Here is a 25,592-nt window from a genome sequence, read left to right on the forward strand (position 1 = left end):
TTGGCCTGCTATCGGACAGTATCGGAGACTGGCAATCAGGGCGAAGAACAAGGAGGTTCAATGAACAGGAATGTGCTGATCACGGGTGGCAGCCGTGGGATCGGGGCGGCCACTGCCCGCTATCTGGCGGGGCAGGGTTATCATATCTGCATCAACTATCGCCATGACCGGCAGGCTGCCGAGACGCTGGTGGCACAGATCCGGGCGCAACATCCGGTATCCTGCATAGCGGTGCAGGCGGATATCAGCGTCGAGGCCGAGGTGGTGCGCCTGTTCGAGGAGATGGACGAGCGGCTCGGGGTGATTACCCATCTGGTCAACAACGCCGGTATCTTGCAGCCACAGATGAAGGTGCTGGAGATGAGCGCCGAGCGTATCAACAAGACACTGACCACCAATGTGACCGGCTATTTTCTCTGCTGCCGTGAGGCGGTGCGCCGCATGACGGCGGGCTGCGCCATCGTCAATGTCTCCTCGGCTGCCGCTCGCCTCGGTTCGGCGGGTGAATACGTGGACTATGCCGCCTCCAAGGGGGCCATAGATGTGCTGACCAAAGGCTTGTCGCTGGAGGTGGCGGCGCAGGGGATCCGGGTCAACGGGGTACGCCCTGGCTTTATCTACACAGAGATGCATGCCGACGGCGGTGAACCCGACCGGGTGGAGAGGGTGAAAAACCAGATCCCGCTACAGCGGGGCGGTCAACCAGCCGAGGTGGCCGCCGCCATTGCCTGGCTGCTGTCGGACGAAGCTTCCTACGCCACCGGCACCTTTATCGATCTTGCCGGGGGGCGATAGGCATTTTGCGCAGACTTGGTTGAAGGAGGGGGGACGGAATTAATCCGCCCCCAATCAGGATTATTCGTAGACGGCAGTGGCCGTCAGTAGCTGGTCGGCAAAGGTAAATATTTCATCGATAGAGCTAATGGGATGCCTGGTTTCTTTTTTGTCGGCGTCAAACAAACCAATATATTTTTGCTTTGCATTGAAATGTAACCGGCATAGTGGCTTGCGGTTATTGTCATCGAGCAGTATGCCAAAGTAGCTTTGAGTATCTCTGGCTGCGATCCTGGTTACATCAAACTGTTGTCTCAAGATTGCTTTGACGACATTGAAACCTTCCATCTCTTCAATGGTGGTATCTACCTTTGATTTTTCCTCACTATTATCGACTTCATTGTTATCACTTGATAGGCCACTATCAAATGCAGGCTGGATAGCCGAGGAGCTAACTGTGCTACCAATTGCTGATTTTAACCGTGCATTGATGCTGTCATTGAGAAACTGACTGAGGGCTTTCTTGGTTATATCGGTAAAGGACTGCTTGACCCTTGCGGTAAGCACACCATCATAGATCCTGGATGCAAAGAACTTAACAAAGTCCTCTTCTGGCGAACCAAACTGCTCAGCCAGTAGTCTCTTGATTTGACTGAGATATTTTAGCTCTCCTGCTGCATCGACAACCGACTCTACATCAAAGGAGGTCTTGGTCAGCTTCAATACCTCAGGCACTATGTGTTCATCAATGTCTTCTAAATCGAGCGTTAGAAATGGTTTCTCGTCCATCTTGTTTGGTGCATCAAGGTCGGTATAAAACTCATATTGAGCACCATTGGTCAGGATGCCGATGCGGGCATTAGTGACAGAAAAATAACGAAAGAGTTGTCCCGAGTGCTTGGTTGACAGTTTCTCACTGTACTTTTTGCACTCAACCAGAATCTGAATCTGTCCATCCTTAAGAATGGCATAGTCAACTTTTTCCCCCTTTTTGATACCAGTATCTGCGGTGAATTCTGGAATTACTTCGGTGGGGTCGAATACATCATACCCCAGTACGCGGTTGAGAAATGGCATTACAAACGCATTCTTGGTTGCCTCTTCGGTCGTGATCATCGACGACTGTTGAGCAATCTTTTTGGCTAGGCTCTGTAACTGTTCTGAAAAATCCATTTTTATCTCCACATGGACACTGGGTGTTGGCATGGCTGAATTGACATTCCACTTTCACCATTTCGGGCTAGAAATCGGGTGATAACGTAGACATAGTTGATCTCCACTTATATTCAGAAAAGTGTCATACGATGCCAAGTTGTGAATGCTTGAAACAGGATCCAGCTCACCGCTATTGAGTATTATGTGAAGGAAACTCGGGTTCCGGGCTGATATTCATAATGAAAAGGGGCGCTGAAGCGCCCCTTTTCATTGATCCAGCCGAGCCTTGTTTCACTCCCCCAACAGCCGTTGCCAGACCGCCAGCACATGGCTCCGTTTGGTCAGCAACTGGTTGTCACCCACCTTGCGGGAGGTCTCCGGGAGATTGCGGTGATGACCCGGGTGGCGGATCTCCAGATAGGCGTGTGTCAGCCCTTTCGCCTGCTCCTGGGGTATGCCCCCCATGACAAACTCGGTCATGGGACGGGCTCGTACCAGCAGCCTGCTGGTACTGCTCACTGGCGCAGGTAGAACGGGCGTCTGTCGATGGGCTTGTGCCCGTCTTTGTCGATGTCGGGGTTGCTGCCGTGCAAGAACACCAGACCCGAGCCGTAGCCGAGCGCGATACCGCCGATCTTGCCATAAGCCACCACGGCGAAACCGCGTTGGTCTCTCACAGCCACTTCGGGCGAGCGTTTGCTCATCTTGGTCCAGCGGCCTGATTGGCCACCAGGGCATCAGCCGTGGCGCTCTCATACAGGGTTTGCAGGCTTCACTGCTCAGCTTGAAGCCCAATAAGTGCCCCCGTTTTTCAGTGAATTGCCATGTAGTTGAACGATGGGAGCTAGCTTTGATTTTCAATATGAAAAAATCGATAGATGTAGAATTGTTACTGTAACGATTCAGCTTGTTGTGTTTTACAATTTTTGAGATTGTCAGCCTTGGCTTGTTCGCCACAGGTGGCATAGTTAGCGAAATTCAAGGGTAAAAACGGAAAAAGTGCTACTGAAATCACACATTGAAAATCATTTTGTGAAAATCGCCTTTCATTGTGAAAGTATTGGGTTGCTGGGGTCGCACGCTATCAAGGAAGCAGCCAAACCCCCGTCACACAGCTGAAGTCATCCACATTCTGTGTGCCCTTATCAACCACTGGAGTTACTTGAGGACTACACCATGGATATCATTATTCATGCAGCGGAATGGTTCATTGGACTGTTCCATAAAGGAGGTGAGGTATTTGTCGGCATGATGACTGGCATTCTTCCCTTGCTCATATCCCTGATGATCGCAATGAATGCCTTGATTGCATTCATTGGTCAGGAACGAGTGGAACGCTTGGCCGCAAAAAGCGCTGGCAATCCCATTTCCAGATATTTGATACTGCCGGTCATTGGTACATTTGTTTTTATGAACCCGATGACCCTCAGTTTGGGGCGTTTTCTGCCTGAACGATATAAGCCATCTTATTATGCAGCAGCCTCCTACAGTTGCCATTCGATGAATGGTCTATTTCCTCATGTTAATCCTGGTGAGCTGTTCGTTTATCTGGGTATCGCAAGTGGGCTGACTCAGCTTGGTTTGCCATTGGCACCTTTGGCCATGAGTTATTTATTGGTTGGCATGATAAGTAATTTCTTCCGCGGCTGGGTAACAGATTTGACGACGGCATTTGTTGAGCGTCAGCAAGGGATTTATCTTAGTGGCGAAGTCAATATTAAAGTCACTGCTTAAGTTAACTCAGGAGTTTCATCATGGATAATGTACTCTATATAACAAAAGGCGCTTCGGGTTGGGGTGGTCCACTGATTGTGCCGATCAAGCCTGGCAATAAAATTCTGTATATCACGGCAGGTACCCGCCCCGATATTGTTGACAGAATGGTAGAGTTGTCCGGTATGGAGGCAGTGGATGGCTTCAAGTCTTCTGTACCCGAGGAAGAGATCGCAGTCGTCATCATCGATTGTGGTGGTACGCTGCGTTGTGGTCTCTATCCTAAAAAGAAAATTCCTACTGTGAATATTCATTCAACCGGCAAAAGCGGCCCAATGGCACAGTTTATCGTTGAGGATATTTATGTTTCAGGAGTCACGCCTGATAATATCAGGTTGCAAAATGCCAACGGGGATGTGTCTACAGAGGCAGCCCCACAGACTTTGGTTCAGAATGCAGACAAACCTCAATACGACAGTAGCAAAAAACTGAGTGAGCAAAGTGACAGCTTGCTTGCAAAAATAGGGATTGGCATGGGCGGGGTCATGGCAACCTTCTTTCAGGCTGGTCGGGAAACCATCAACACTGTCATCAACTCCATTATTCCCTTCATGGCATTTGTATCAATGTTGATTGGGGTAATACTGGCTTCTGGAATCGGTGATGTGATAGCGCATGCACTTATTCCGCTAGCTCAGAATCCGGTTGGTCTAATCATACTGGCACTTATTTGCTCTTTTCCGTTCCTCTCTCCCTTTCTTGGGCCTGGGGCCGTTATTGCACAAGTCATTGGTGTCTTGGTAGGAACCCAGATCGGTTTGGGTAACATACCGCCTCATCTGGCATTGCCCGCTCTGTTTGCTATCAACGCCCAGGCTGCTTGTGACTTCATACCGGTTGGGCTAAGCCTGGCAGAGGCAAAACCAGACACGGTACAGGTAGGTGTCCCATCGGTACTTTATTCCCGTTTTCTAACGGGAGCACCTACGGTTGCTTTTGCCTGGTTTATTTCATTTTTCATTTATCAGTAATCACGCTTGTAGAGAAGGACATAGACAATGCTCTATCGGACGCAAGTAACTCAAATTGGGGAATTCGCAACAGAATCACTCAATGAAAATATGATGATTATCTTCAATGATAATGCACCAAAGGATGTCGCTGACTATTGCTTCATTCATCCAGATGCCGAGTTGAATGGTGAAATTCTGGTAGGTGGACAATTTTTATTAGGCGCAATCAGCTATCCCATTACGGCGGTTGGCTGTGTAGTAAGCCACAACCTTGATGCATTGGGTCATATTACCATTCGATTTGATGGCGCTTCAGAAGCTGAATATCCGGGGACTGTCCATGTCAATGGCACATGCCCAAAGGCTCTGGAGATTGGCACAGAAATCATATTTACATCGAATCACTGAAAACTCACACCCCCTCTACACATTATTGAGTTTGGTCGCTCTGATGTAGAGGAGGGTGAGATACAACCTTGGGAGAATAACATGTCTAAAGTAGCGCTGATAGTTGGTAGCGGTAAAAGCCTGGGAGCTTTTCTGGCCAAAGGGTTGGCTGATGATGGCTATTGTGTGGTCGTCGCCGATCTGGATGGCGAGGCTGCCCGGAAAACAGCGGATGAAGTGGCTCATGACCATGGTGCAGAAAATGTCATGTCGATTCAGGCCAATGCCATTCAGGAAGAAGATGTCATCCGTATGGTAAACGCCATTGATGAGCGCTTCGGTCGTATCGATCTGCTGGTATACAATGCGGGAACGGCTACCGCTGCCAAGATCGACAGCTTTCCTCTCGCTGATTGGCATCGCTCACTGGATATCAACCTGACAGGTTATTTCCTTTGTGCAAAAGAAGTGGCGCGGATCATGATACGGGAGTCTCACGGTGGTCGTATCATCCAGATAAACTCCAAATCTGGCAAAGTGGGTTCCAAGCATAACTCGGCTTATTCAGCTGCAAAGTTTGGTGGTATAGGGCTGACGCAATCTCTGGCTCTGGATCTGGCAGAGCACAACATCACAGTGCATTCACTGATGTTGGGAAATTTGCTCAAGAGTCCCATGTTCCAATCGCTAAAACCCCAGTATGCGGTAAAGCTCGGCATTCCAGAGGATCAAGTGGAACAGGCTTATATCGATAAAGTTCCCCTCAAACGTGGCTGTGACTTTCAAGATGTACTCAATGTGTTGAAATTCTATGCCAGCGACAATGCTTCTTACTGTACTGGCCAGTCCATCAATATTACTGGTGGTCAGGTCATGTTTTAAGTCCATCATGGCTTGTCACCAGATATTTCGGCAGTGCATGAGGCACTGCCGTTTCACTTTGTTTTCGTCAGTGAGGTAACTAATGGATACGGTAAATGCCTTGATTTTTGTTGCATTGACTGCATGGATTTTGCAAATGGTCTTGGGATTTTTCCAATTAAAATCATTCAACCGTATGTTGCAGGAGCTGAGCCGAAAAGGAGTGGTCAGGATAGGCCGGACAGCTTCCCGTTGGCGGCCACGCACCCTGGTGGTACTCGTCCATGATGCAGAAGGCGTGATCCTTGATGCTCGCCTGATGAAAGGGATCAGCACCTTTACACGCCCCAAGCCACTAACCGCGTTATTGCACGCCAGTTTGCCCCTGAGTGAGCAGGATGTGACTGGGTTATCTCCCTCCATTCGGGAGGCGATAGCGTGCGCTTTATCAACTAAGTGACGTTTTTCCTGTACATTTGTTTTCATTTTGAAAAAATGGAGGTAGATTCCTGAACTGGTCAGACTTTTAATCACTGTGAGAATCCTGAATGTCTATAGAAACTCGACGCGATATGCTGGTTCGTTATCTACGTGAAAATGGCAGAACGTCAGTGAAGGAGCTGGCTGACTATTTCAACATCACAGGAGCCACAGTTCGTAGCGATCTTCGCTTTCTGGAGCAGGCACAGCTGGTGATGAGGCGGTATGGCGGGGCGGAGGCATTCAATGGTGCCGCTCTGGAAGACCGTACCATGGACGAGAAAACCACGCTCAATTTGAACATCAAGCAGCGTATCGGGGCCAAGGCTGCCAGCCTTGTGCAAAATGGTGAGTCCATCGTGCTCGACAGTGGCAGTACCACCTTGCAGATGGTGCCCTGGCTGGCTGAACATGTCGGGCTCAAGCTGATGACCAACAGCCTGCACATCATGAATGAAGCGGCTGCCCTTGAGAGTTCCCTGACATTGCTGATGCCTGGCGGCACCTATCGCAAACGCTCCGCTTCCTTTCATGGCAAGTCGGCCGAGCAGGCTTTTCGGGACTTCACCTTCGACAAACTCTTTATCGGTGCCGATGGTTTTGATGTTGAACAGGGGATCACCACCTTCAACGAGGCATATCAGGTGAGTCAGGCCATGTGCCAGTCAGCGAAAAAGATCATAGTGGTGACCGACTCCTGCAAATTTGGCCAGCGAACCCCCAACGTAGTCGTGCCGATCGACAAGATAGACATCATCATTACCGACCCCGGGATTAGCGATGCGGACCGTCAGGCACTGGAACGACAGGGTATCGAGATCTTGCTGGTTTGACGCCAGATTCAGGGCAATGGCCTCCAGAATATGCCTGAGAGGCAGGTATAGTCTCTCAGGGACGGAATCATGATTCCATCTATTGGCCTGTGTGCGCTTCTGAAGAGATACCGCTTATGCTGCCGACTTTTATCGAGCTGGCCGCAGGGCGATAGGGCCAGATGCCACCGACCATTCCGGAAAGTAAAAGGGGCGCTGAAGCGCCCCTTTTCATTGCTCCGGCCAAGCCTTGCGTCACTTCCCCAACAGCAGTTGCCAGACCGCCAGCACATGGCCTCGCTCGGTCAGCAACTGGTCGTCCCCCACCTTGCGGGAGATCTCCGAGAGATTGAGGCGATGGCCGAGGTTGCGGATCTCCAGATAGGCCTGTTTCAGCCCTTCCGCCTGCTCCAGGGTGAGCACTCCCGCCATCACGCACTCATCGAAGATACGCACGTTATCGGACCAGCGGGTCAGGGCCTCGGGTTCGCCGTTGGCGTGAGCCAGCACCAGATACTGGGCGATGAACTCGATATCCACCATGCCGCCGGGAGATTGCTTGAGATCGAACTCCCCCTCGCCGGCCTTGAGCAGGTGATCCCGCATCTTGTGGCGCATCTCGCGCACCTCTTTTGCGAGGATGGCGAGGTCTCGCTCCTTGGCCAGCACGGCGCGGCGGATCCTCCCAAACTCGGCGATGACGGTCTCATCGCCGTAGATGGGGCGGGCCCGCACCAGTGCCTGATGCTCCCAAGTCCAGGCCTCGCTGCGCTGATACTGCTCATAGGCGGTCAGCGACGAGACCAGCAGGCCCGAGTCGCCTGAGGGACGCAGTCGCATGTCGATGTCATAGAGGATGCCTGACGGAGTGCGGGTGCTGAACAGGTGCAGGATCCGCTGGGCCAGGCGCAGGTAGAACTGGCGGCTGTCGATGGGTTTGCGCCCGTCTGTGTAGCTGTTGGGATCGCCGCCGTGCAGGAATACCAGATCGAGATCCGAGCCGTAGCCCAGTTCTATGCCGCCCAGCTTGCCATAGGCCACCACGGCGAAACCGCGCTGGCCGGTCACAGTCACTTCGGGCGGCACTCCGTAGCGTTCGCTCATCTGGGTCCAGGCCTGATTGACCACCTCTTCGGTGATTGCCTCCGCCAGCCAGGTGAGGTGGTCGCTCACCTTCATCAGCGGCAGGGCGCCGGCGATGTCGGCTGCCACTATGCGCAAGAGCTGCACCTGCTTGAACTGGCGCAATGCCTCCATCTGCTGCTCGACGTCCTCCTCGGGGATGCGCAGCAGGAACTGGCGCAACTGGGGCTTGTATTGATCGAGTGGAGTCGGGTGGTAGAGGTGCTGGGGATCCAGCAGTTCATCCAGCAGTATGGGGTAGCGGGCCAGCTGCTCGCTCACCAGATGGCTGGCATCGCACAGCCGCACCAGCTGGCGCAGGGCGGCGGGGTTCTCCGCCAGTAGCTGCAGATAGGCGCTGCGGGTGAAGATGCGGGTCAGCAGCTCGCACACTCGCTCGAACAGGCGGGCAGGCTCACGGCTTGCCACCACCAGTCGCAGCAACTCAGGCATCAGCCAGTCCAGGGCGATGCGCCCCTGCGGGCCCACCTGGCGGCGCTTGTACTCCTCCTTGAAGCGCAGCAGGGCGGTGCAGAGCGGAACCGGATCCTGGACGCCCTGAGTGACGAGCAATGTCTCCAGCTCGGCAGCATCGAGCTCGGTGCGCCAGAGATCAAGCCAGAGCTGCTCCAGATGGGCGGGGGCCTCCTTCTCTTCGCCTACCACGGCGGCGAACTCCTGATGAACGGCGGCCATTTCCTCATCCAGATGGGCCATAAAGGCGCCCCAGTCCGTAAAACCCAGGGCGGTGAGCAGCCGCAACCGATCCCGCTCCTCGGTGGGCAGGGTCTGGGTCTGCTGATCGCCGATTTCCTGCAGTATGTTCTCGACCCGGCGCAGGAAGCGGTAAGCCACCAGCAAGCGGTCGCAATGCTCTGCCTCAAGGGCGCCGCACTGGGCGATGGCGGCCAGCGCCTCGGGCAGGTGGCGCACCCGCAGCGCAGGCTCGCGACCGCCGCGAATAAGCTGCAGCGCCTGGGCGATAAACTCCACCTCGCGAATGCCGCCGACCCCCAGCTTGATGTTGCCCTCCAGCCCTTTGCGGCGCACCTCGGCGGCGATCATCGCCTTCATCTGGCGCAGGCCGTCGATGACGCCAAAGTCGATGTAGCGGCGAAACACGAAGGGGCGCAGCATTTCGGCCAGCGTGACCCCGTGCTCGCACTGGGGGCCCAGTACCCGCGCCTTGACCATGGCGTAGCGCTCCCAGTTGCGGCCGTGGTGCTGGTAATAGTCCTCCATGGCGGCAAAGGAGATGGCGAGCGGGCCCGCATCGCCGAAGGGGCGCAGCCGCATGTCGACCCGAAATACCTGACCATCCTGGGTGGGCTGGTGGAGGGCATTGATCAGCCGCTGCCCCAGCTTGATGAAGAAGGGCTGGTTGGCCAGCTCCCGCCGTCCGCCGACTGTGTAGCCATTCTCGGGGAAGGTGAAGATAAGATCGATATCTGAAGAAAAATTCAGCTCGCCGCCCCCGAGCTTGCCCATGCCGAGGATGAGCAGTGGCTGCGGGTTGCCATCCCCGTCCATGGGGGTGCCCAGCTCGCCGCACTGCTTCTGGTAGAGCCAGTCGCGAGCGGAGCAGATGAGAGCATCCGCCAGCTTGGTGAGATGGATAAAGCTCTCTTCCACCGCCGCATGGCCCAGCAGCTCGCGCCAGGCGATCACCAGCATGCGGCTGCGGCGGAACTGGCGCAGGATGCGCTTGAGCGCCTCTTCATCACTCACATTGGCGAGCAGATCGGTCAGATCGCGCTGATAGGCGGGCCAGCGTTCGGACCGCTCGAGATCCCCCGAGGCGAGGATCTGAGTCACCAGTTCGGGCTGCTTGATGAGCGAATCGGAGACAAAATCGGAGAGGCCAAGCAGGGTCAGCAGGGTCTGGCGAATCGCCTCGGGCAGGGCGCCATAATCGGGCGCCAGCTCGATCAGCCGTTGCCACTGGCGCTCGGCCTGATCCTGCAGCAAGGGCGGAAGAGAGGAGGGGAGGGAGAGAGAAGCAAAATGCTGGGCCACGGTTGCCGTCCTTGTGGTTAACGGGTCTGCAGAGTGAATGAAAATCCTGGCAGCCAATCTAGCACTGTCGCGCGGCTCGTCACAGTACGACAGAGGTCAATTAGACCAGGGGGTTCAGTGACTTGCCCCAAGGACAATCAAGTCGCGGATACCCTCATCAGGCACTGTCACGCCCCTGCGTCACAGCGCAGGGGCGTGCTGCATGGCCACGAGCCGCCTGCGTGACAGAACTCAAGGGCGCAGATAAATCTCGGGATCGTACTTTTCCATCAGGCTGGCCGGTTTGCGCGGCGGTTCGAAGCCAAAACCGGCATAGAGGCCGTGGGCATCCGAGGTCGCCAGGCTGAGGCGGCGTAGCCCCTGCAATTGCGGGTGAGTCAGAATGGCCGCCACCAGCGCCTTGCTGTGGCCTCGGCCGCGATGAGCGGGCAGCACGAATACATCCGCCAGATAGCCGAAGGTGGCCCTGTCCGTGATGACCCGGGCGAAGGCCACCTGCTGGCCTGCCACGTAGCCACCGAAACAGAGGGAGTGGTTGATGGCTCTCTGTACCGTCGCCAGCGGAATACCGAGGCACCAGTAGGCCTCCTCGGACAAAAAATGGTGGATCAAGGGCACGTCTAACCGCCCCTTGTCGTCGCTTATTTCAAGTTGGGAGTGATTTTGTGGCTGCTGCATCCTGGCTCCTTGCCGTCACATGAATAAGAAAGGCCCCTGACGGGGCCTTCCAGTTTACTCAAATCGCGGCATCAGGCCAGCAGCATGGCGGCGCCCACCAGCAGTCCCGCAAGGGCCAGAATGGGCAGCTTCAAGACGCGCAACAGATAGAAGCCGATGGCGGCGAGTGCGAGATCGCTCGGGGCCTGCACGGCGCCCAGCCATACCGGCTGGTAGAGGGCGGCCAGCAGCAGCCCCACCACGGCGGCGTTGATCCCTGTCACTGCCCCTGCCAGCCGGGGGCGGGCCAGCCAGCGCTGCCAGCTTGGCCCCAGGGCCCACAGCAGCAGAAAGCCCGGCAGGAACAGCGCCAGGGTCGCCAGCAGGGCGCCAAGCAGTGGTGTCGCTGGCAGCAACTGGGCACCAAGGTAGCTTGCCAGCGTGAACATGGGGCCGGGCACCAGCTGAGCCAGACTGTAGCCGGTCAGGAACTGTTGTTGAGTGAGGGTATGGCCCACGCTCTCTTGCAACAGGGGCAGCACCACGTGGCCGCCACCGAATACCAGGCTGCCCGCCTGATAGAAATCGGCGACAAGGCGGCTGACGGAGCCGTGAGCCAGCAGTGGCAGGCCGATAAACAGCAGCGCAAACAGGATCAAGGCAGGCCAGTGGGGCGGGTGGGCGACAGGGGGTTGAGGCTGCGATGAGAGCGGCGTTGCCGGTTGCTGCGCACTGAACCGGGCACAGAGCAGGGCGGCGCCGAGCAAGAGGCCTAGCTGGGTCAAGAGCCCGGGTTGCCACCAGAGTACTGCGGCGGTGGCCACCATGACGCCCTGTTGCAACTGTGTCTTGCAGAACTGGCGGCTCATGGTGAGCACCGCATCCGCCACCACCACCAGTGCCAACAGCTTGAGGCCGTGCAGGGCGGCTTCCAGCCATACATTGGCGGTCAGCTGTCCCAGACCGATGGCGGCGGCCAGCAACAGTAGGAACGAGGGCAGGGTAAAGCCGACAAAGGCGGCCAGGGCCCCCGTCAGGCCGGCTCTGTGGCGCCCGATGGCAAAGCCGAGCTGGCTGGAGGCGGGGCCCGGCAGCAATTGGCACAGGGCCAGCAGCTGGGCAAACTCGGCCTGACTCAGCCAGCCCAGTCGCTCGACGAAGGTGCGTTGGAAATAGCCGATATGGGCGGCGGGCCCACCGAAGCTGACACAACCCAGCCATAGAAATTGAATGAATACCTGCCCCATGTCGTCACTCCCTTGTTGTCCTTGTCGAGCCGGTTGGGATGATATGACAAAGCGGTGACTTTTTTATGACAAATCAGGGGGCTGATGGCAGGCAATGGTCACTCTGTCGGCTGGCCTGGTTGTGGCAGGTAGCAACGACCGGCCAGCCAGCAGGCTATCGATTGGCGACTGGCATCGAAGTGGGGCTCTGGCAGGTTGCGGGGATCACACCATATCCAGCCCTCGCATTTTTCCGGCTCCAGCAGTTGCGGCTCGCCTTCCACCCGGGCCAGCAGGGTGACGGAGATGTAGTGCAACCCGCTCTCGCGCCAGGTCTCCAGGTTGTTGGTGACGGCGATGACGCTGGGCGCCGTGATGACAAAGCCGGTCTCCTCCGCCACTTCCCGGATCGCCGCTGACTCGAAGCTCTCCCCCAGTTCCAGATGGCCGCCTGCGATGGACCAGTAGGGAGCATGGCTGCCCTTGCGCTTGCCAAGCAGCACCTGGCCCTGACTGTTGGTCAGGATAACGCCGACACCGACGCGGGGGTAGAGAGTAGACATATACGAGGCTCCTTGCTGTGGTGATGTGGGACAAACGGGTTGGTCAAGATAACACTGTCATCGACCACCGACGCGGGGGTAGAGAGTGGACATATACGAGGCTCCTTGCGTGATTAGGTGGGACAACCGGGTTGGTCAAGATAACACTGTCATCGACCACTGACTCGGGGGTAGAGAGCGGACATATGCGAGGCTCCTTGTCGAAACGGGATTGCACCATAAAAAACGGGCCCACCTTAGGTCGGTTGGGCCCGTCATGCAAGTTGCTGGCTGTGTGATGGTCCAGTCCGGTGACTTAGTCCAGCTTGACCAGCATCTTGCCGGTATTGCGTCCTTCGAACAGACCGATGAAGGCCTGCGGCATGCTGGCCAGCCCCTGATAGATGGTCTCCTCGGCTTGCAGTGCACCGGCCTCGAATGCCGGGATCACCTCGGCCAGAAACTCGCCGTAGTGCTGCCAGTGATCAGACACGATAAGCCCCTGCATGGTGAGGCGTTTGCGGATCACCTGAGAGAGGTTGCGCGGGCCGCTCGCCTCGCCCTTGCTGTTGTACTGCTCAATGAGGCCACACAGCACTATGCGACCGTGTACCGCCATGTTGTTGAGAGCGGCATCCAGCATGGCGCCGCCCACGTTCTCGAAGTAGACGTTGATGCCTTCCGGGGCGAGCCGCGTCAGCTCGGCATCGAGATCCGGGGTTTCACGGTAGTTGATCACCTCGTCAGCCCCCAGCGTCTTGAGGTAGGCGACCTTGTCGGCCGAGCCGGTGGAGCCGATCACTCTGGCCCCCGCCCGCTTGGCGAGTTGCACCACCATGGATCCGACCGCGCCTGAGGCCGCCGACACCAGCACTGTTTCGCCGGCTTGCAGCTTGGCGATGCGGTTGAGCCCGACCCAGGCGGTCATGCCCGGCATGCCGAGGGCTCCCAAGAATAACTGGGCTGGCAGTGTTGTGTCGGGCAGGCGAGTCAGCTGATCGGCCTTGGCGACCAGTCTATTGCGCCAGCCCAGCATGCTGCTCACCCGATCACCAACAGCAAAGTCGGGATGGCGCGAGTCCTGCACAGTGCCGATGGCACCGCCATCGAGCGCACTGTGCAGGGCAAAGGGCGGCACATAGCTCTTGGCCTCTGTCATGCGACCGCGCATGTAGGGGTCCACTGACAGCCACTGGTTGGCGACCAGCACTTCCCCTTCCTGTAACTCGGGCAGCGCGACCTCGGCCTGGATGAAATCGTTCTGACTGGGCATACCGACCGGGCGGCGCAGCAGCTGAATTTGATGACTGAGCAGACTCATTGTTTTTCCTCCAGTTCGATATCGTTTAGCCGCAGGCGGGTGACGACATTGCCCCGCATGGCATTTGAGAAGGGGCAGGTCTGGTAGGCCAGCCGCACTAGCTGCTCGGCCTGCGCCATCTGTTCAGGCTGCGCTGCGGCGAGCGCCACGTCCAGCGTGATGGCGAAGTTGAAGCGGCCATCGGCCAGTGCCAGCAACTCGACGCTGGCCGTGACCGGTGCGCTGGTGATGGGCGCGCCGAGTTTCTGGGCCACGTGGATCAGGGCGTTGGAGAAACAGGCTGCGTAGCCAGCGGCCAGCAGTTGCTCCGGATTGTTGCCCTTGCCGTTGCCGCCGAGGGCGGTTGGCAGGGCCAGTGCCAGTTGCAGGCTGTTGTCCAGGGTGTGAACTTCGCCGTTGCGGCCCGCCTGGGCGATGGCCTGTGTGCGATAGAGTGTCTTCATGTCGGGTGCTCTTATTTGTTTTGTGTGCAAAGTAAAATCAGACTAGTCCTGAACGCGAAGGTTGGCAACTGTTTTGTGTGCAAATCATTTTTCCCTCCACCTTGCTGGGGTATACTGGCCCCACTTGCCAATGAGGTGCCCCCATGAGTGAATTGAAAAAGCAGGTCTGTTTTGCCCTCTACAGCGCCTCCAACGCCGTGATGCGCGCCTATCGGCCGCTGCTGGACAAATTGGACCTGACCTATACCCAGTATCTGGTGATGTTGTCGCTGTGGGCGCGGGATGAGGTCAGCCTCAAGGAGATTGGTCAGGAGACAGGGCTGGATGCGGGCACTCTGACCCCCATCGTCAAGCGGCTGGAGAGCAAGGGTTGGCTGACCCGCACCGTCTCCAGCGAGGACGAGCGGCAAAAATGCATCTGCCTGACCGAAGCGGGGCGCCAGCTGCAACGGGAGGTCAAAGCGTGTTGCCTGGCAGACAACTTGCGCAATCAGGTGGATCTGGCCGATGCTGAACTGGCCCAGCTCAAGCAGCTCTGCGATCGCATTTCGGCGCAGCTGGGGCGCTGAGTTCGGCCGACCCATACAGCTTGAGGATCCACCCCATGAAAATCCTGTTGCCCCTGTTTGTACTGTTGCTGACCGCCTGCAGCACAGGTTCTCGCTCTCCTTCGATGGCGATCGATGATGCCGATGCCTGGCAGGCCATCTGCAAGGATGGCACCCGGGTACGTGCCGTGATCGAAGAGGGGATCTGCGCAGATCATAGAGGCGTTGCCATGTGGACGAATAAGCCAAGAGCGGCCCGGATGGCAGAGGAAGCCGCCAAATAGTGTGATCTCGGCGCCATAAAATGACACAACCGGCCCATTGGCCGGTTTTTTTCGCGATCTCGCCTGCACTTTGCCACCTTGTTCATGGTGTGCTCACGCTTCTCTTCCCATACTGGCTCCACAGTTCCAAAAGAGGAGAGACAAGATGCAAACATCTTTGGTCGGGCTCTCCATTCTGTGGGGGCTAGCCAGTTTTGGTGTTCAGGGGGATTTCATCGAGAGCCGTGATTCCGTTGCGCCTTCCTGGCAAGCCGAGTCCAGAGTGGAGATGGAAGGTTATCTGATAGAGTCGCTGGGGGAAGATCGCTGGCTGTTCGACAATGGCAGCGAGAGTCTGCTGGTCTCCCTGCCCGAGGGGCAGTGGATACCGACCGGTGAGCGATTGCGGGTGAGCGGTGAGCCCCAGCAGGAGCAGGCTGGTTGGCTGCTGCAGGTGCAGGATGTCAGCCAGGTCGCGGTCTGATCAGACTCCGTATCAGGGCATTGAGTCGCGACATGAGCGAGTGCCAATAGATAGCAATCAATAAAGAGAGGAGGCCCCGGGGCCTCCTCTCTTCGTCAGGGGTCTCTCATGCTCCAATCCGCCTCACCTCGCGTGTCGAGGTGGACACATGGCAGCATGCTGATCCCTTACCCCAGATGGTTCAGCGGCAGTGCCGTCTTGTGCTTGATGCGGCGCAGCACAAAGCTGGAACGGACGCCGGTCACGCCCGGTATGTGGGTCAGCTTGTCCAGCAGGAAGTGCTGGTAGTGCTCCATGTCCCGCACCACTACCTTGAGCTGATAGTCGGCATCGTTGCCCGTGATGAGGTCGCACTCCAGCACTTCGGGCAGCTCCTTGATGGCCTTGTCGAAGTTCTCGAACCGTTCCGGCGTGTGTCTGTCCATGGAGATATGGATATAAGCGGTGAGGGTGAGCCCCAGCTGGCGGGCGTTGAGCAGGGTGACGTGGGTATCGATGAGACCGGCATCCTCCAGCGCCTTGACCCGGCGGGAGCAGGGGGAGGGGGAGAGCCCGACCAGTTCGGCCAGCTCCAGGTTGCTGATGCGGCCATTCTCCTGCATCAACTCCAGAATATGCCTGTCTATGCGATCAAGTTTCAGCATTCTCCGTTCCTCGTTGCAATTATTAATTCACTTTTACTAGATTAAGGGTGAACTATTGCAAAAACAACTGAAAATACATGCTACTTCGCAACCACTCACTGCACCGGGAGGGATACTATGGTTGCATCTTCCGGTGGCAAGACAGATACCCAACCCGGTCTCTGTGGTGAAGGACCTTACCGGGTCACACACCCCATCAGCCGTCCGACCTTATCGGGAAACGACGGGCTGGAACGAGAGCACCTCCTCCCCGAAGGCAACAAAGCAGGCATCCCGGCGCCTGCTTTGTTGTTTCTGGCATTCGGCGATCAAGGATTCGGCGGCGTGATGCGGTAGAGGCAGCGGTGATCCCCGTCCAGCAGGTATTGTTCCCGCTCCACCCTGGCCGGTGCCAGCAACTGGCGAAACATCTCCAGCTCGCTGCGACAAAACCCCCGACAGGCCCGCGCTGCGGCGCAGATGGGGCAGTGGCTCTCCCATAGCAACCAGCTGCCGTCCTCCTCCTGGCGCATATCTGCCATATAGCCCTCTCGCGTGCGCTGCTTTTTCAGCGTGGCCAGCCTGTCTGCCAGCGCAGGCTGGGTCAGCTGTGCCTGATAACGGCCCAGCTGTTGCTGCTCACGCTGCTGGATCAGTCGCTCCATGCCCACCTCGCCAAACAGCTGCTGGATATTGTCGATAAGCTGCAAGGTCAGTTCGCTGTGGGTATCGGGGAAGCGCTGCCAGGCCTGTTCGGTCAGATGCCACAGGCGCACGGGGCGGCCACGGCCGCGGGCTTCATCGCTAAAACCCACCCAGCCGTCGGATTCCAGCGCGATCAGATGTTGGCGAGCGCCCATGGAGGTCATCTGCAACTGCTCCCCCAGCGCGGCTGCGCTCTGGGGGCCGTGGCTCTTGAGCAGAAACAGTATCTTGTCGGTGCTGGCGTTCATTCGATGGCTCTCGTTATCGGCAGGTGCGCTCTGGGGGAGCTATGGCATTTTGAGCAGGAACAGGATCTTGTCGGTGCAGGTGTTCATTGAGGGCTTCCCGTTATCGACAGGTACGCCAAGGATCCAGGATATCGGAGGAGGATCTTGTCAGTACGGATGTTCATGGGGTCATTATGGATAGCGGCCGCTTTTAAATCAACAATTCACTTTACTTAATAATGCACCTTGCTCAGTATAAATAAACCAATAACTTTATTTAATGAGGCTGACATGGAAGGGATCAAGGGGCAGGCGACCCTCTGGGTATTGGTGATGACGGTGATACTGGCTATAGCGGGCTTCAGCCTGCCCTCGCCCGTGCTGGCGCCACTGATGCTGGATCCGGCGCAGGGCATGCTGACACCACAGGCGTCTGACTGGAGTCGCAAGGTGTGGCTGGGGGTCATCATGGGGCTCTACCCGCTGTTTCAACTGGTGGGATCCCCCAGGCTGGGCAGACTCTCGGACCGCCACGGCCGTAAACCGATCCTGATGCTCTGTCTGATCGGCGTGCTGGCAGGGTATGCCCTGATGGCGTTGGGGATCGTCTGGCGATCCTTGCCACTGTTGTTGCTGAGTCGGGTGGTGGAGGGATTCTTCAATGGCAACATCGCCATAGTGCAGGCCATGGCGGCTGACATGAGCACCACCAAGACCAAGACCCGCAACTTCGCCTGGATCAACATAGGCATGAACCTGGGCTGGGTAGTAGGGCCGATGATAGGAGGTTATGCGGCCGTGGTATCGGGGGATTACAGTCTGGCCGCCTGGCTGGCGGTGGCCATGACCCTGGTCAACCTGTTGCTGGTGCTCTGGTTGTTGCCCAATAAGGCCCCGGTTTCTCCCAGCCAGCAGGCGCCGTCGCTCTCTTCTCGTCAGCTCTTGCTGCAACCGGCTCTGTTGCCCTATTTCGTGCTGACCCTGCTCAGCTACGGCGCTGTGCAGCTCTATTTCACCTATTTCAACGTCTGGCTGGTGGAACGGCTGGCCTGGGATCCGGCCCAGTTGGCGCAGGCCTCGGTACTGGTGAGCCTTCCGATGATGGCGGGCTCCTGGCTAGGTGCTAGGTTCGCTCACCACTGGCGCGGCAGCAGCCTGGGGGTCGTCGGTCATCTGTTGATGGCGGCGGGCATGTTGCTCTTTATCCTGCCCAGCCACTGGTGGGGATTGACGCTCACCTTTATCCCGGCTGGCATCGGCATGAGCCTGGGGGTGCTGGCCATTTCAGTGGCCATCTCCAATCGCAGCCATGCCGAGCAGCAGGGGCAGGCGATGGGGCTCTACCGTGGGCTGAATGTGGCCGGCTCAATCCTGGCGGTCGTAGTGGGCAGTCTGGCATTGCTGGCGGGCACAGAGTGGCCCTTCTATCTGGCTGCGCTCTCAGGTGTGGTTTGTGCCATCGGTTTCTACGGTCTGCGCAAACGGGCCGATCGACGCCAGCGTCTGGCGAGCTGTGCCGAGCCGGGTTGAGGAGCCGTGGACGGGAGGGACCTGCAGTGTGCCCCGGTCAGATCACAGATTGGGGGCCCGGTCCCTGACAGGGCTTGCATCGGGGCGCCGGCTCTGGGACGGTAAGGCTCTTTGCTGATTTGTTTGAGGCTGGAGGAGCTATGAGTGAGTACAAGGCCATCGCGCTGGATATGGATGGTACCCTGCTGACCCGGGATCACAAGATCTCGTCTGCGACCCGAGCGGCGCTGGCCCAGGCGCGGGCCCACGGCATCAAGGTGTTGCTGGTGACGGGCCGCCACTTCATGACGGCGCGCCCCTTCCATCACGAGCTGGCCCTCGATACCCCCATCATCTGCAGCAACGGTGCCTACCTCTATGATCCGGCGCAGGAGAGGATCCTGGCGGGGGACCCGCTGGCGGTGGCCCCGCTCACCGAGCTGTTGGTTCAGGTCGAGGCGCAGCAGATGGGGGCCCTGTTCCACCTTAGCGAAGGGATCGGCTATATCGGCTGCGAGGATCACATCACCCGGATGCGCCACTGGTCGGCAAACCAGCCGGATCATCTCAAGATCTCCCTGCTGCCTGCGGACGATCTGGTCAGCTGGCTGAAAAATCCGATCTGGAAGCTGGAGCTGTTCAACCAGGATCCTGCCCTGCTGCATCAGTTCATGGGGGAGGTGGTCGAGGCCATGCCCTTTACCCGTGACTGGGCGGCGCCTTATGCGGTGGAGCTGGTGCAACCGGGGTGCAGCAAGGGCAACCGGCTGGCCCTGTGGGCCGAGAGCGAGGGGATTACGATGGAAAACGTGGTGGCGTTTGGTGACAACAACAACGACATCAGCATGTTCGAGCAGGTGGGGCTGGCGGTTGCCATGGGCAATGCCGCCGCCCATGTGCAGGCCCATGCCGACCTGGTGACCGCCGATCACAACGAAGACGGGATCGCGCTGGCGTTGCAGCGCTGGGTGCTGCCCTAGTAAGGATCCGCGGCCAGAGTAAAGGGGCCATCCAGGCCGGGAAATAGCCCGGGTGGCCTTTTCTTTTCGCATCCATGCCCGAAAGAGAAGGGGATCACCCGGGTCGGGAGGCTGTTCCCGCTGTACTCGGTGCAGCCCGAGTCTTAATTGCCGAAAGAGAACTGGATCACCCGATCAGGGAAGCGGATCCGGTTGTAGTCTCGGCGCAGTCCCTCGTAATGACGGATGGCCCGCTCGCGCTGGGCGCGGTAGTAGTCGCGCTGCTTGCTGTCGTTCTCGTTGCGGATCTGGCGCTCCAGCTGTTCGATATCCCGTTCTGTCTGCTGCAAGTCGCTCTTGATCTCGCTGAGCTGCTTCTCCAGCAGGTACTCCTTGCGACCACGATCGTACTGGGTGAGGAAGCTGGCATCGTTGGGACAGACTCCCAGATACTCATGGCCTGACTTGGCCTTGCTGTAGGCAAGTTCAGGAATGCAGTAGAGCTCAAGCCCCTTGGCATAGCCCCGTTTCCACTCGGCTTCATCCACCTTGAGGCCGTATTCGCCACAGGTCGATACATAGTCACGGGTCGCCTGACGGGTCTTGCCCTGCTCCCCATCCTGATAGCCCAGGTTGTACCAGCTCATGGCACGGCACTCCTCTTCCGACAGCGAGCTGCAACCGGCGAGCAGAAAAGGCAGGGTCAGCAACAGGATCTTGGGGGACATAAACGGGCTCCAGCGTGGATGATGGAGGCATTCTAGTGAGGATGCCGGGTCAGGACAAGGGAGGATCTCGGGTCTTGGCTGGCGCCGTTTTTTGACGTTTTTGTCACTATTTGCGACCGGCTGGGGCGGGAGGGGCGGCTCACTTTCCTTGTGGTCATGGGCGAGGTAAACTGCGCCATCTTTTAACTGGCGCGTAACAAAAACAATGAAAGTCCTGACCGTCGATTACCGCTCGCCCGATGCGGCGCAGCGCTTCACCGAATCCCTGCGTACCACGGGCTTCGGGGTGTTGACCCACCACCCCATCCCGAAAGAGCTGGTGCAGTCCATCTATGACAACTGGTATCGCTTCTTCATGAGCGTACAGAAGCAGGATTTCCTGTTCAACCGCGAGACCCAGGACGGCTACTTCCCGCCGTCTGTGTCCGAGGTGGCCAAGGGTCACAGCCAGAAGGACATCAAGGAGTACTTCCACCTCTATCCCTGGGGCCAGATGCCGGAAGCGCTCAGGGAGCAGGCGATGGAGTACTATCGCCTCGCCAACGATCTGGCCGCCGAGCTGCTGGGCTGGGTCGAGCAATACACCCCGAGCGACATCGCCGCTCACTACAGCTGTCCGCTCTCTTCCATGATTGAAGAGAGCCAGAAGACACTGCTGCGGGTGCTGCACTATCCGCCGTTCGACGGCACCGAAGCGCCGGGTGCCATCCGCGCCGCCGCCCACGAGGACATCAACCTGCTGACCATTCTGCCTGCCGCCAACGAGCCGGGCCTGCAGGTGAAGGGAGCCGACGGGGAGTGGATGGATGTGCCCTGCGATTTTGGCACCCTCATCATCAACATCGGCGACATGCTGCAGGAGGCCTCTCGCGGCTACTACCCCTCCACCACCCACCGCGTCATCAATCCGACCGGCGGCAGCGCCAGCAAGTCCCGCATCTCCCTGCCACTGTTCCTTCACCCGCGGCCGGACGTGGTGCTCTCAGAGCGTCATACCGCCCACAGCTACCTGATGGAGCGACTGCGGGAACTGGGGGTTATCTAGGCGTTCAATGCGAGTCCATGACAGTCAAAACCGGAGCAAAAATGCTCCGGTTTTTATTTTTCGGCACGATAACGCGTAAAACTGAATATTATTAGGTAATGATGCCAATAAATCGTTTTTTAGCCCGATAAGCGGCGTTGTGATTGCGTGGCCTTGACCGTACTCTGAGCGCCGTTTTGGGCCCAGCTCGTGGGCACCTGTATTGGAGTTCTTATGAAGCAGTCCCAATGGTCATCCCGGCTTGGTTATATTCTGGCCGCCGCAGGCTCCGCCGTCGGTCTCGGCGCTATCTGGAAGTTTCCCTACGTGACCGCCGCCAATGGTGGCGGTGCCTTCCTGCTGGTCTTTTTGCTGTTCAGTTTCACCCTGGGGGTGGCGGTGCTGATGGGAGAGACACTGCTCGGCAGCATGAGCCGCCGTGGTGTGGTGGGGGCGTTTAGCGCCCTGATGGGCAAGCGCTGGCGCTGGGTCGGGGCCATGGGCCTGCTCTGCAGCCTGCTTATCTTCAGCTTCTACAGCGTGGTGGGCGGCTGGACCCTGGGTTACACCGGCATGGCGCTGGCGGGTAGCCTGCAGCACGGAGACGGCGCCGCCCTGACCGCCCGCTTCAACGACTACGTCGGCGATCCGCTCTGGCCCGTGTTGACCCACCTGCTGTTTGCCGCTCTCACCTGGTGGTTCGTGCAGGGGGGCGTGCAGCAGGGGGTGGAGCGTACCTTGCGCTGGATGATGCCGGCCCTGTTCATCATGATACTGCTGCTGGTGGCCTTCGGTCTTACCCTGCCCAATGCCATGGCCGGAGTACGCCACTTCCTGATGCCGGACTTCAGCAAGCTCGGCATGTCCGGCGTGCTCGATGCCATGGGGCTGGCCTTCTTCTCCCTCTCCATCGGGCTCGGCATTCACACCACTTATGGTGCCTACTTGCCTTCCAGCGAAGGCGTGGGTCGTTCCAGTCTCTGGGTGGTACTGCTGGCGAGCCTCATCGCCGTGCTGGCGGGCTTGATGATTTTCCCCGTGCTGGCGGCGACCGGCATAGATCCCGCCTCCGGCCCTGGCCTCACCTTCATGACGATGCCGGCGGTGTTCCAGCAGTTGCCGTTTGGTCAGGGACTGGCGGTGATCTTCTTCTCCCTGCTGGTGGTGGCGGCGCTCTCTTCGGCCATCTCGCTGCTGGAGCATCTGCAGTGCTTCATCTGCGAGAGCCTGGGCTGGTCACGCCGCGCGGCCTGCAGCCTCATTACTCTGCTGGTGATGGTGAACGGCATTCCCGTCAGCCTGTCGTTCGGCCCCTGGGCGGATGTGACCCTGTTTGGCAAGAACATCTTCGAGCTGCTGGATTTTGTCACCTCCAACCTGATGATGCCCATGTTCGGGCTGGCGCTCACCCTGTTGCTGGGCTGGAAGCTGGGTCAGCGAGCGCTGCCCCAGGGCTTGGCGCAGCACTGGCGGACCCTGGTGATGGGCTGCTGGCGCTGGCTGGCACCCTTATTGATCGGCGGGATCCTGTTGCGCGGCTTGATGTGAGGTTCGATTTTGATGGGGGGGCAGCATGCCCCTCCCACTTTTCAACCTGACCTTGTCGAGCGCGGACTGCCAACGGGCTATGACGGCATCATCCTGATCCCTGGAAAAGGCGAGGTAGAGCCATGACTCATGAAGGACTACCCCCGAGTTTGTCACGCTGCTATGTGATAACCCTCGCTGTGCCAAGGTGGCATCCAGCACCATTTCGCCTACCGGAAATGCATCAATTTTGCCCAGTACCAAGCGTTGCAAGGCTTCCTCAACCGATTGGTAGCGCACCAGATTGGTATATCCCTCGCGGGTGAGTCGTTCGTCATCGGCATTACCGAGTACAACCCCGACCCTTGGCAAATGACGCAAATCGTCGAGGCTCTTCAGTTTGTGTCCGGGTGACGGGGGCTGATAGATGATCACTTTGTTCCGAAACAGTGGTCCTACCCATTTAAAGAAGGGTTCTCTCTCGGGTGCCCACTGGGTAACAAACAGCGCATATCCCGGCTCCAGTCTGGTCAGTGCCAGGGCCCGTTTGAAGGGGTAAATCCGGATGGGATACGTTTCTCCCAGTTCATCTTGAATTTGCTGGATCAGGCGAACTGCAAGCCCGTCGAGCTTGCCATCATGATGGTGAGTGAAGGGGACGAGTTCATGGCTGAGCAGGGTCAGCGAGGGCTGTGCCGACAGTGTCAGGCTGAGGCTGAAGAGTGCTCCGATGAGTAGAGTTCGTTTCATGCTCTGTCCTGTTGCATATGCTGAATCAAGTGGCCGCAGGGGTGACATTATCATGGTCAACAGGGCGTCCCTGATTGATAAATATAGGGTTTTCAATGGGAGTTGAAAAATTTTATTTCTCATTATGTCAATTTTTCTTGCCATGGTTTAGGCTGTGGCTCCTTTTTGGCGTTCAGGTCATCCTATTCATGTCACCCGTTTTCGCGCTGTCAGGCCGATTTTGCCGCTCTCAGGAGAGGTGACCTTGCACGCGCAGTTTGTCTGAATGTTCATTGCAAAGGTCGCCGCCAGGCGGCCTTTTTTGTGGTTGCCCGTTTAATGTTTACCCATGGAGTATCGATGTGATGTTGTGTTCCCCGGAGGTTGTATGAGCCAGGTTCAGTGGTCTTCCCGTCTCGGTCATGTGCTGGCGGCGGCCGGTACGGCGATCGGCCTTGGCGCCATCTGGAAGTTTCCCTATGTGACGGCCACCAATGGTGGCGGTGCCTTCCTGCTGGTGTTCCTGCTGTTCAGCTTCACCCTGGGGGTAGCCGTACTGGTGGGGGAGACATTGCTCGGCAGCCGCAGTCAGCGTGGTGTGCTCGGTGCCTTCCACAAGCTGGTCGGCCCGAACTGGCGCTGGATGGGTTACATGGGGATCCTGTGCGGCTTCTTCATCTACAGCTTCTACAGCGTGGTGGGCGGCTGGACCGTGGGATATGCGGCGCTGGCGGTGGCGGGCAAGCTCAACCTGAGCGAGGGCAGCGCCCTCACCGCCCTGTTCAACTGTTATGTCAGTGACCCCTGGTGGCCCGTGCTGACTCATCTGGTCTTTGCCGGACTGACCTGGTGGTTCGTGCAGGGCGGCATTCAGAAAGGGGTGGAGCGGGCACTGCGCTGGATGATGCCGGCGCTGTTCATCATGATGTTGTTGCTGGTGGGAGTGGGTCTCTCCATGCCGGGTTCCATGGCCGGGGTGCGTCAGTTGCTGGTGCCGGACTTCTCCATGCTGACCGGCCAGAGCGTGCTGGATGCGCTGGGGCTGGCTTTCTTCTCCCTCTCCATTGGCCTCGGGGTGCATACCACCTATGGTGCCTACCTGCCGAGCAGCGATGGTGTGCTGCGCTCCGGGGTCTGGGTGGTGACGCTGGCGAGCCTTATCTCCGTGCTGGCGGGTCTGATGATCTTCCCGGCGCTGGCCTCGACCGGTATCGATCCCACTGCCGGTCCCGGCCTCACCTTCATGACAATGCCCGCCGTGTTCAGTCATCTGCCGTTCGGTCAGGGGCTGGGAGTGGTCTTCTTCCTGCTGCTGCTGGTGGCGGCACTATCCTCTTCCATCTCCATGCTGGAGCATCTGGTGCGTTTTACCACGGAGGAGTGGGGTTGGTCACGGCGCGGTGCCTGTCGGGTGCTGACCCTGCTCATCATGGTGTCAGGTATTCCGGTCAGCCTCTCATTCGGCCTCTGGAGCGAGCTGACCCTGTTTGGCAAGACCATCTTCGACTTGCTCGATTATCTGACGTCCAACCTAATGATGCCGCTGTTCGGCCTGGTGCTGACTCTGCTGCTGGGCTGGCGACTGGGGGACACTATACTGCCCGCCGGTCTGTCACCCGTGCTGCGGCTCGGCCTGCTCTGGTGCTGGCGACTGGTTGCGCCGCTGCTGATCGCCGGTATTCTGGTGCGGGGTCTGTTTTAAGAGGGCTTCTTGCGAGGTCCGCCAGCCCGGCCATCACCGGGC

26 protein-coding genes and 1 pseudogene are annotated in these 25,592 nt (G+C 57.9%); 15 read left to right on the forward strand and 12 right to left on the reverse strand.

From position 1 onward, the window contains the following. Nucleotides 1-60 precede the first annotated feature (60 nt). Nucleotides 61-795 carry an SDR family oxidoreductase gene (locus GWQ29_RS13770; protein WP_275919649.1) on the forward strand — a complete coding sequence of 245 codons (735 nt, stop codon included), beginning with the start codon at nucleotides 61-63 and terminating at the stop codon, nucleotides 793-795. Between the two features lie 60 nt (nucleotides 796-855). Here the strand turns inward: GWQ29_RS13770 and GWQ29_RS13775 are convergent, their stop codons facing one another. Continuing rightward, nucleotides 856-1,947, reverse strand: coding sequence for a type I restriction endonuclease (locus GWQ29_RS13775; RefSeq protein ID WP_005318631.1), 1,092 nt, complete (start codon nucleotides 1,945-1,947; stop codon nucleotides 856-858). A 273-nt stretch (nucleotides 1,948-2,220) separates the two neighbouring features. Continuing rightward, nucleotides 2,221-2,689: pseudogene (locus GWQ29_RS13780) on the reverse strand (hypothetical protein); the annotation flags it as partial. Between the two features lie 416 nt (nucleotides 2,690-3,105). Between GWQ29_RS13780 and srlA the strand changes: the two are divergent. The 6 genes from srlA to GWQ29_RS13810 all read left to right on the forward strand — a co-directional run bounded on the left by srlA (nucleotide 3,106) and on the right by GWQ29_RS13810 (nucleotide 7,216). Continuing rightward, the gene (srlA, locus tag GWQ29_RS13785; protein ID WP_005318636.1) at nucleotides 3,106-3,663 is read left to right on the forward strand and encodes a glucitol/sorbitol-specific PTS transporter subunit IIC; all 558 of its coding nucleotides are present in this window, start codon (nucleotides 3,106-3,108) and stop codon (nucleotides 3,661-3,663) included. A gap of 20 nt (nucleotides 3,664-3,683) precedes the next feature. After that, the gene (locus GWQ29_RS13790; protein ID WP_219597837.1) at nucleotides 3,684-4,673 is read left to right on the forward strand and encodes a PTS glucitol/sorbitol transporter subunit IIB; all 990 of its coding nucleotides are present in this window, start codon (nucleotides 3,684-3,686) and stop codon (nucleotides 4,671-4,673) included. A gap of 27 nt (nucleotides 4,674-4,700) precedes the next feature. Next, the gene (locus tag GWQ29_RS13795) at nucleotides 4,701-5,063 is read left to right on the forward strand and encodes a PTS glucitol/sorbitol transporter subunit IIA (RefSeq protein ID WP_017413165.1); all 363 of its coding nucleotides are present in this window, start codon (nucleotides 4,701-4,703) and stop codon (nucleotides 5,061-5,063) included. A gap of 81 nt (nucleotides 5,064-5,144) precedes the next feature. Beyond that, nucleotides 5,145-5,924: a sorbitol-6-phosphate dehydrogenase gene (gene srlD, locus GWQ29_RS13800; protein ID WP_219597836.1), complete on the forward strand. Its 780-nt coding sequence runs from the start codon at nucleotides 5,145-5,147 to the stop codon at nucleotides 5,922-5,924. An 82-nt stretch (nucleotides 5,925-6,006) separates the two neighbouring features. Next, nucleotides 6,007-6,363, forward strand: a complete 357-nt coding sequence (locus GWQ29_RS13805; RefSeq protein ID WP_005318643.1) for a transcriptional regulator GutM — start codon at nucleotides 6,007-6,009, stop codon at nucleotides 6,361-6,363. A gap of 88 nt (nucleotides 6,364-6,451) precedes the next feature. Beyond that, nucleotides 6,452-7,216 carry a DNA-binding transcriptional repressor gene (locus tag GWQ29_RS13810; RefSeq protein ID WP_034523807.1) on the forward strand — a complete coding sequence of 255 codons (765 nt, stop codon included), beginning with the start codon at nucleotides 6,452-6,454 and terminating at the stop codon, nucleotides 7,214-7,216. A 234-nt stretch (nucleotides 7,217-7,450) separates the two neighbouring features. Here the strand turns inward: GWQ29_RS13810 and glnE are convergent, their stop codons facing one another. The 6 genes from glnE to GWQ29_RS13840 all read right to left on the reverse strand — a co-directional run bounded on the left by glnE (nucleotide 7,451) and on the right by GWQ29_RS13840 (nucleotide 14,522). Continuing rightward, nucleotides 7,451-10,333 carry a bifunctional [glutamate--ammonia ligase]-adenylyl-L-tyrosine phosphorylase/[glutamate--ammonia-ligase] adenylyltransferase gene (gene glnE / locus GWQ29_RS13815; protein WP_275919650.1) on the reverse strand — a complete coding sequence of 961 codons (2,883 nt, stop codon included), beginning with the start codon at nucleotides 10,331-10,333 and terminating at the stop codon, nucleotides 7,451-7,453. Nucleotides 10,334-10,564: 231 nt separating this feature from the next. After that, complete coding sequence (locus GWQ29_RS13820; RefSeq protein ID WP_275907241.1) at nucleotides 10,565-11,011, reverse strand: GNAT family N-acetyltransferase; 447 nt, start codon at nucleotides 11,009-11,011, stop codon at nucleotides 10,565-10,567. A 71-nt stretch (nucleotides 11,012-11,082) separates the two neighbouring features. Further along, nucleotides 11,083-12,237 carry a chromate efflux transporter gene (gene chrA, locus GWQ29_RS13825; protein WP_275919651.1) on the reverse strand — a complete coding sequence of 385 codons (1,155 nt, stop codon included), beginning with the start codon at nucleotides 12,235-12,237 and terminating at the stop codon, nucleotides 11,083-11,085. Nucleotides 12,238-12,335: 98 nt separating this feature from the next. Further along, nucleotides 12,336-12,779, reverse strand: a complete 444-nt coding sequence (locus tag GWQ29_RS13830; protein ID WP_017411818.1) for an NUDIX hydrolase — start codon at nucleotides 12,777-12,779, stop codon at nucleotides 12,336-12,338. 295 nt (nucleotides 12,780-13,074) lie between these two features. Further along, entirely contained in the window at nucleotides 13,075-14,079 is a 1,005-nt protein-coding gene (locus tag GWQ29_RS13835) for an NADP-dependent oxidoreductase (RefSeq protein WP_275919652.1), read from the reverse strand. Beyond that, entirely contained in the window at nucleotides 14,076-14,522 is a 447-nt protein-coding gene (locus GWQ29_RS13840) for an organic hydroperoxide resistance protein (RefSeq protein ID WP_275919653.1), read from the reverse strand. The genes GWQ29_RS13835 and GWQ29_RS13840 overlap by 4 nt, the downstream gene beginning before the upstream one ends. A 143-nt stretch (nucleotides 14,523-14,665) precedes the next feature. Between GWQ29_RS13840 and GWQ29_RS13845 the strand changes: the two genes are divergently transcribed. The 3 genes from GWQ29_RS13845 (at nucleotide 14,666) to GWQ29_RS13855 (ending at nucleotide 15,817) form a co-directional block, all read left to right on the forward strand. After that, nucleotides 14,666-15,091: a MarR family transcriptional regulator gene (locus GWQ29_RS13845; RefSeq protein WP_005318661.1), complete on the forward strand. Its 426-nt coding sequence runs from the start codon at nucleotides 14,666-14,668 to the stop codon at nucleotides 15,089-15,091. A gap of 35 nt (nucleotides 15,092-15,126) precedes the next feature. Next, the gene (locus GWQ29_RS13850) at nucleotides 15,127-15,354 is read left to right on the forward strand and encodes a hypothetical protein (RefSeq protein WP_131730039.1); all 228 of its coding nucleotides are present in this window, start codon (nucleotides 15,127-15,129) and stop codon (nucleotides 15,352-15,354) included. 145 nt (nucleotides 15,355-15,499) lie between these two features. After that, entirely contained in the window at nucleotides 15,500-15,817 is a 318-nt protein-coding gene (locus GWQ29_RS13855; protein ID WP_005318663.1) for a hypothetical protein, read from the forward strand. Between the two features lie 167 nt (nucleotides 15,818-15,984). Here GWQ29_RS13855 and GWQ29_RS13860 read toward each other — a convergent pair whose 3' ends face one another. Next, nucleotides 15,985-16,461: an Lrp/AsnC family transcriptional regulator gene (locus GWQ29_RS13860; protein ID WP_005318665.1), complete on the reverse strand. Its 477-nt coding sequence runs from the start codon at nucleotides 16,459-16,461 to the stop codon at nucleotides 15,985-15,987. A 308-nt stretch (nucleotides 16,462-16,769) separates the two neighbouring features. Then, on the reverse strand, nucleotides 16,770-17,393 hold the full coding sequence (locus tag GWQ29_RS13865; RefSeq protein ID WP_265463129.1) for a metalloregulator ArsR/SmtB family transcription factor: 624 nt from the start codon (nucleotides 17,391-17,393) through the stop codon (nucleotides 16,770-16,772). Nucleotides 17,394-17,663: 270 nt separating this feature from the next. Here GWQ29_RS13865 and GWQ29_RS13870 point away from each other — a divergent pair, with 270 nt between their 5' ends. After that, entirely contained in the window at nucleotides 17,664-18,902 is a 1,239-nt protein-coding gene (locus tag GWQ29_RS13870) for an MFS transporter (protein WP_275910214.1), read from the forward strand. 140 nt (nucleotides 18,903-19,042) lie between these two features. Next, the gene (locus GWQ29_RS13875) at nucleotides 19,043-19,861 is read left to right on the forward strand and encodes a Cof-type HAD-IIB family hydrolase (RefSeq protein WP_275919654.1); all 819 of its coding nucleotides are present in this window, start codon (nucleotides 19,043-19,045) and stop codon (nucleotides 19,859-19,861) included. A 143-nt stretch (nucleotides 19,862-20,004) separates the two neighbouring features. Here the strand turns inward: GWQ29_RS13875 and GWQ29_RS13880 are convergent, their stop codons facing one another. Beyond that, the gene (locus tag GWQ29_RS13880; protein ID WP_005318675.1) at nucleotides 20,005-20,568 is read right to left on the reverse strand and encodes a DUF2799 domain-containing protein; all 564 of its coding nucleotides are present in this window, start codon (nucleotides 20,566-20,568) and stop codon (nucleotides 20,005-20,007) included. Nucleotides 20,569-20,773: 205 nt separating this feature from the next. Here GWQ29_RS13880 and GWQ29_RS13885 point away from each other — a divergent pair, with 205 nt between their 5' ends. After that, nucleotides 20,774-21,613 (forward strand): 2OG-Fe(II) oxygenase family protein, encoded by an 840-nt coding sequence (locus GWQ29_RS13885; RefSeq protein WP_275919655.1) that lies wholly within the window; start codon nucleotides 20,774-20,776, stop codon nucleotides 21,611-21,613. A gap of 213 nt (nucleotides 21,614-21,826) precedes the next feature. After that, nucleotides 21,827-23,140, forward strand: coding sequence for a sodium-dependent transporter (locus tag GWQ29_RS13890; protein ID WP_059112883.1), 1,314 nt, complete (start codon nucleotides 21,827-21,829; stop codon nucleotides 23,138-23,140). On the opposite strand, the gene GWQ29_RS13895 is transcribed toward GWQ29_RS13890, so the two are convergent. Further along, nucleotides 23,102-23,869: an ABC transporter substrate-binding protein gene (locus GWQ29_RS13895; protein ID WP_275919656.1), complete on the reverse strand. Its 768-nt coding sequence runs from the start codon at nucleotides 23,867-23,869 to the stop codon at nucleotides 23,102-23,104. The two genes, GWQ29_RS13890 and GWQ29_RS13895, sit on opposite strands and share 39 nt — an antisense overlap. Before the next feature lie 367 nt (nucleotides 23,870-24,236). On the opposite strand from GWQ29_RS13895, the gene GWQ29_RS13900 reads away from it, so the two are divergent. Beyond that, nucleotides 24,237-25,550 carry a sodium-dependent transporter gene (locus GWQ29_RS13900; protein WP_275919657.1) on the forward strand — a complete coding sequence of 438 codons (1,314 nt, stop codon included), beginning with the start codon at nucleotides 24,237-24,239 and terminating at the stop codon, nucleotides 25,548-25,550. Nucleotides 25,551-25,592 lie beyond the last annotated feature (42 nt).

The organism is Aeromonas sp. 2HA2, assembly GCF_029237345.1.
Lineage (GTDB): Bacteria > Pseudomonadota > Gammaproteobacteria > Enterobacterales > Aeromonadaceae > Aeromonas > Aeromonas salmonicida.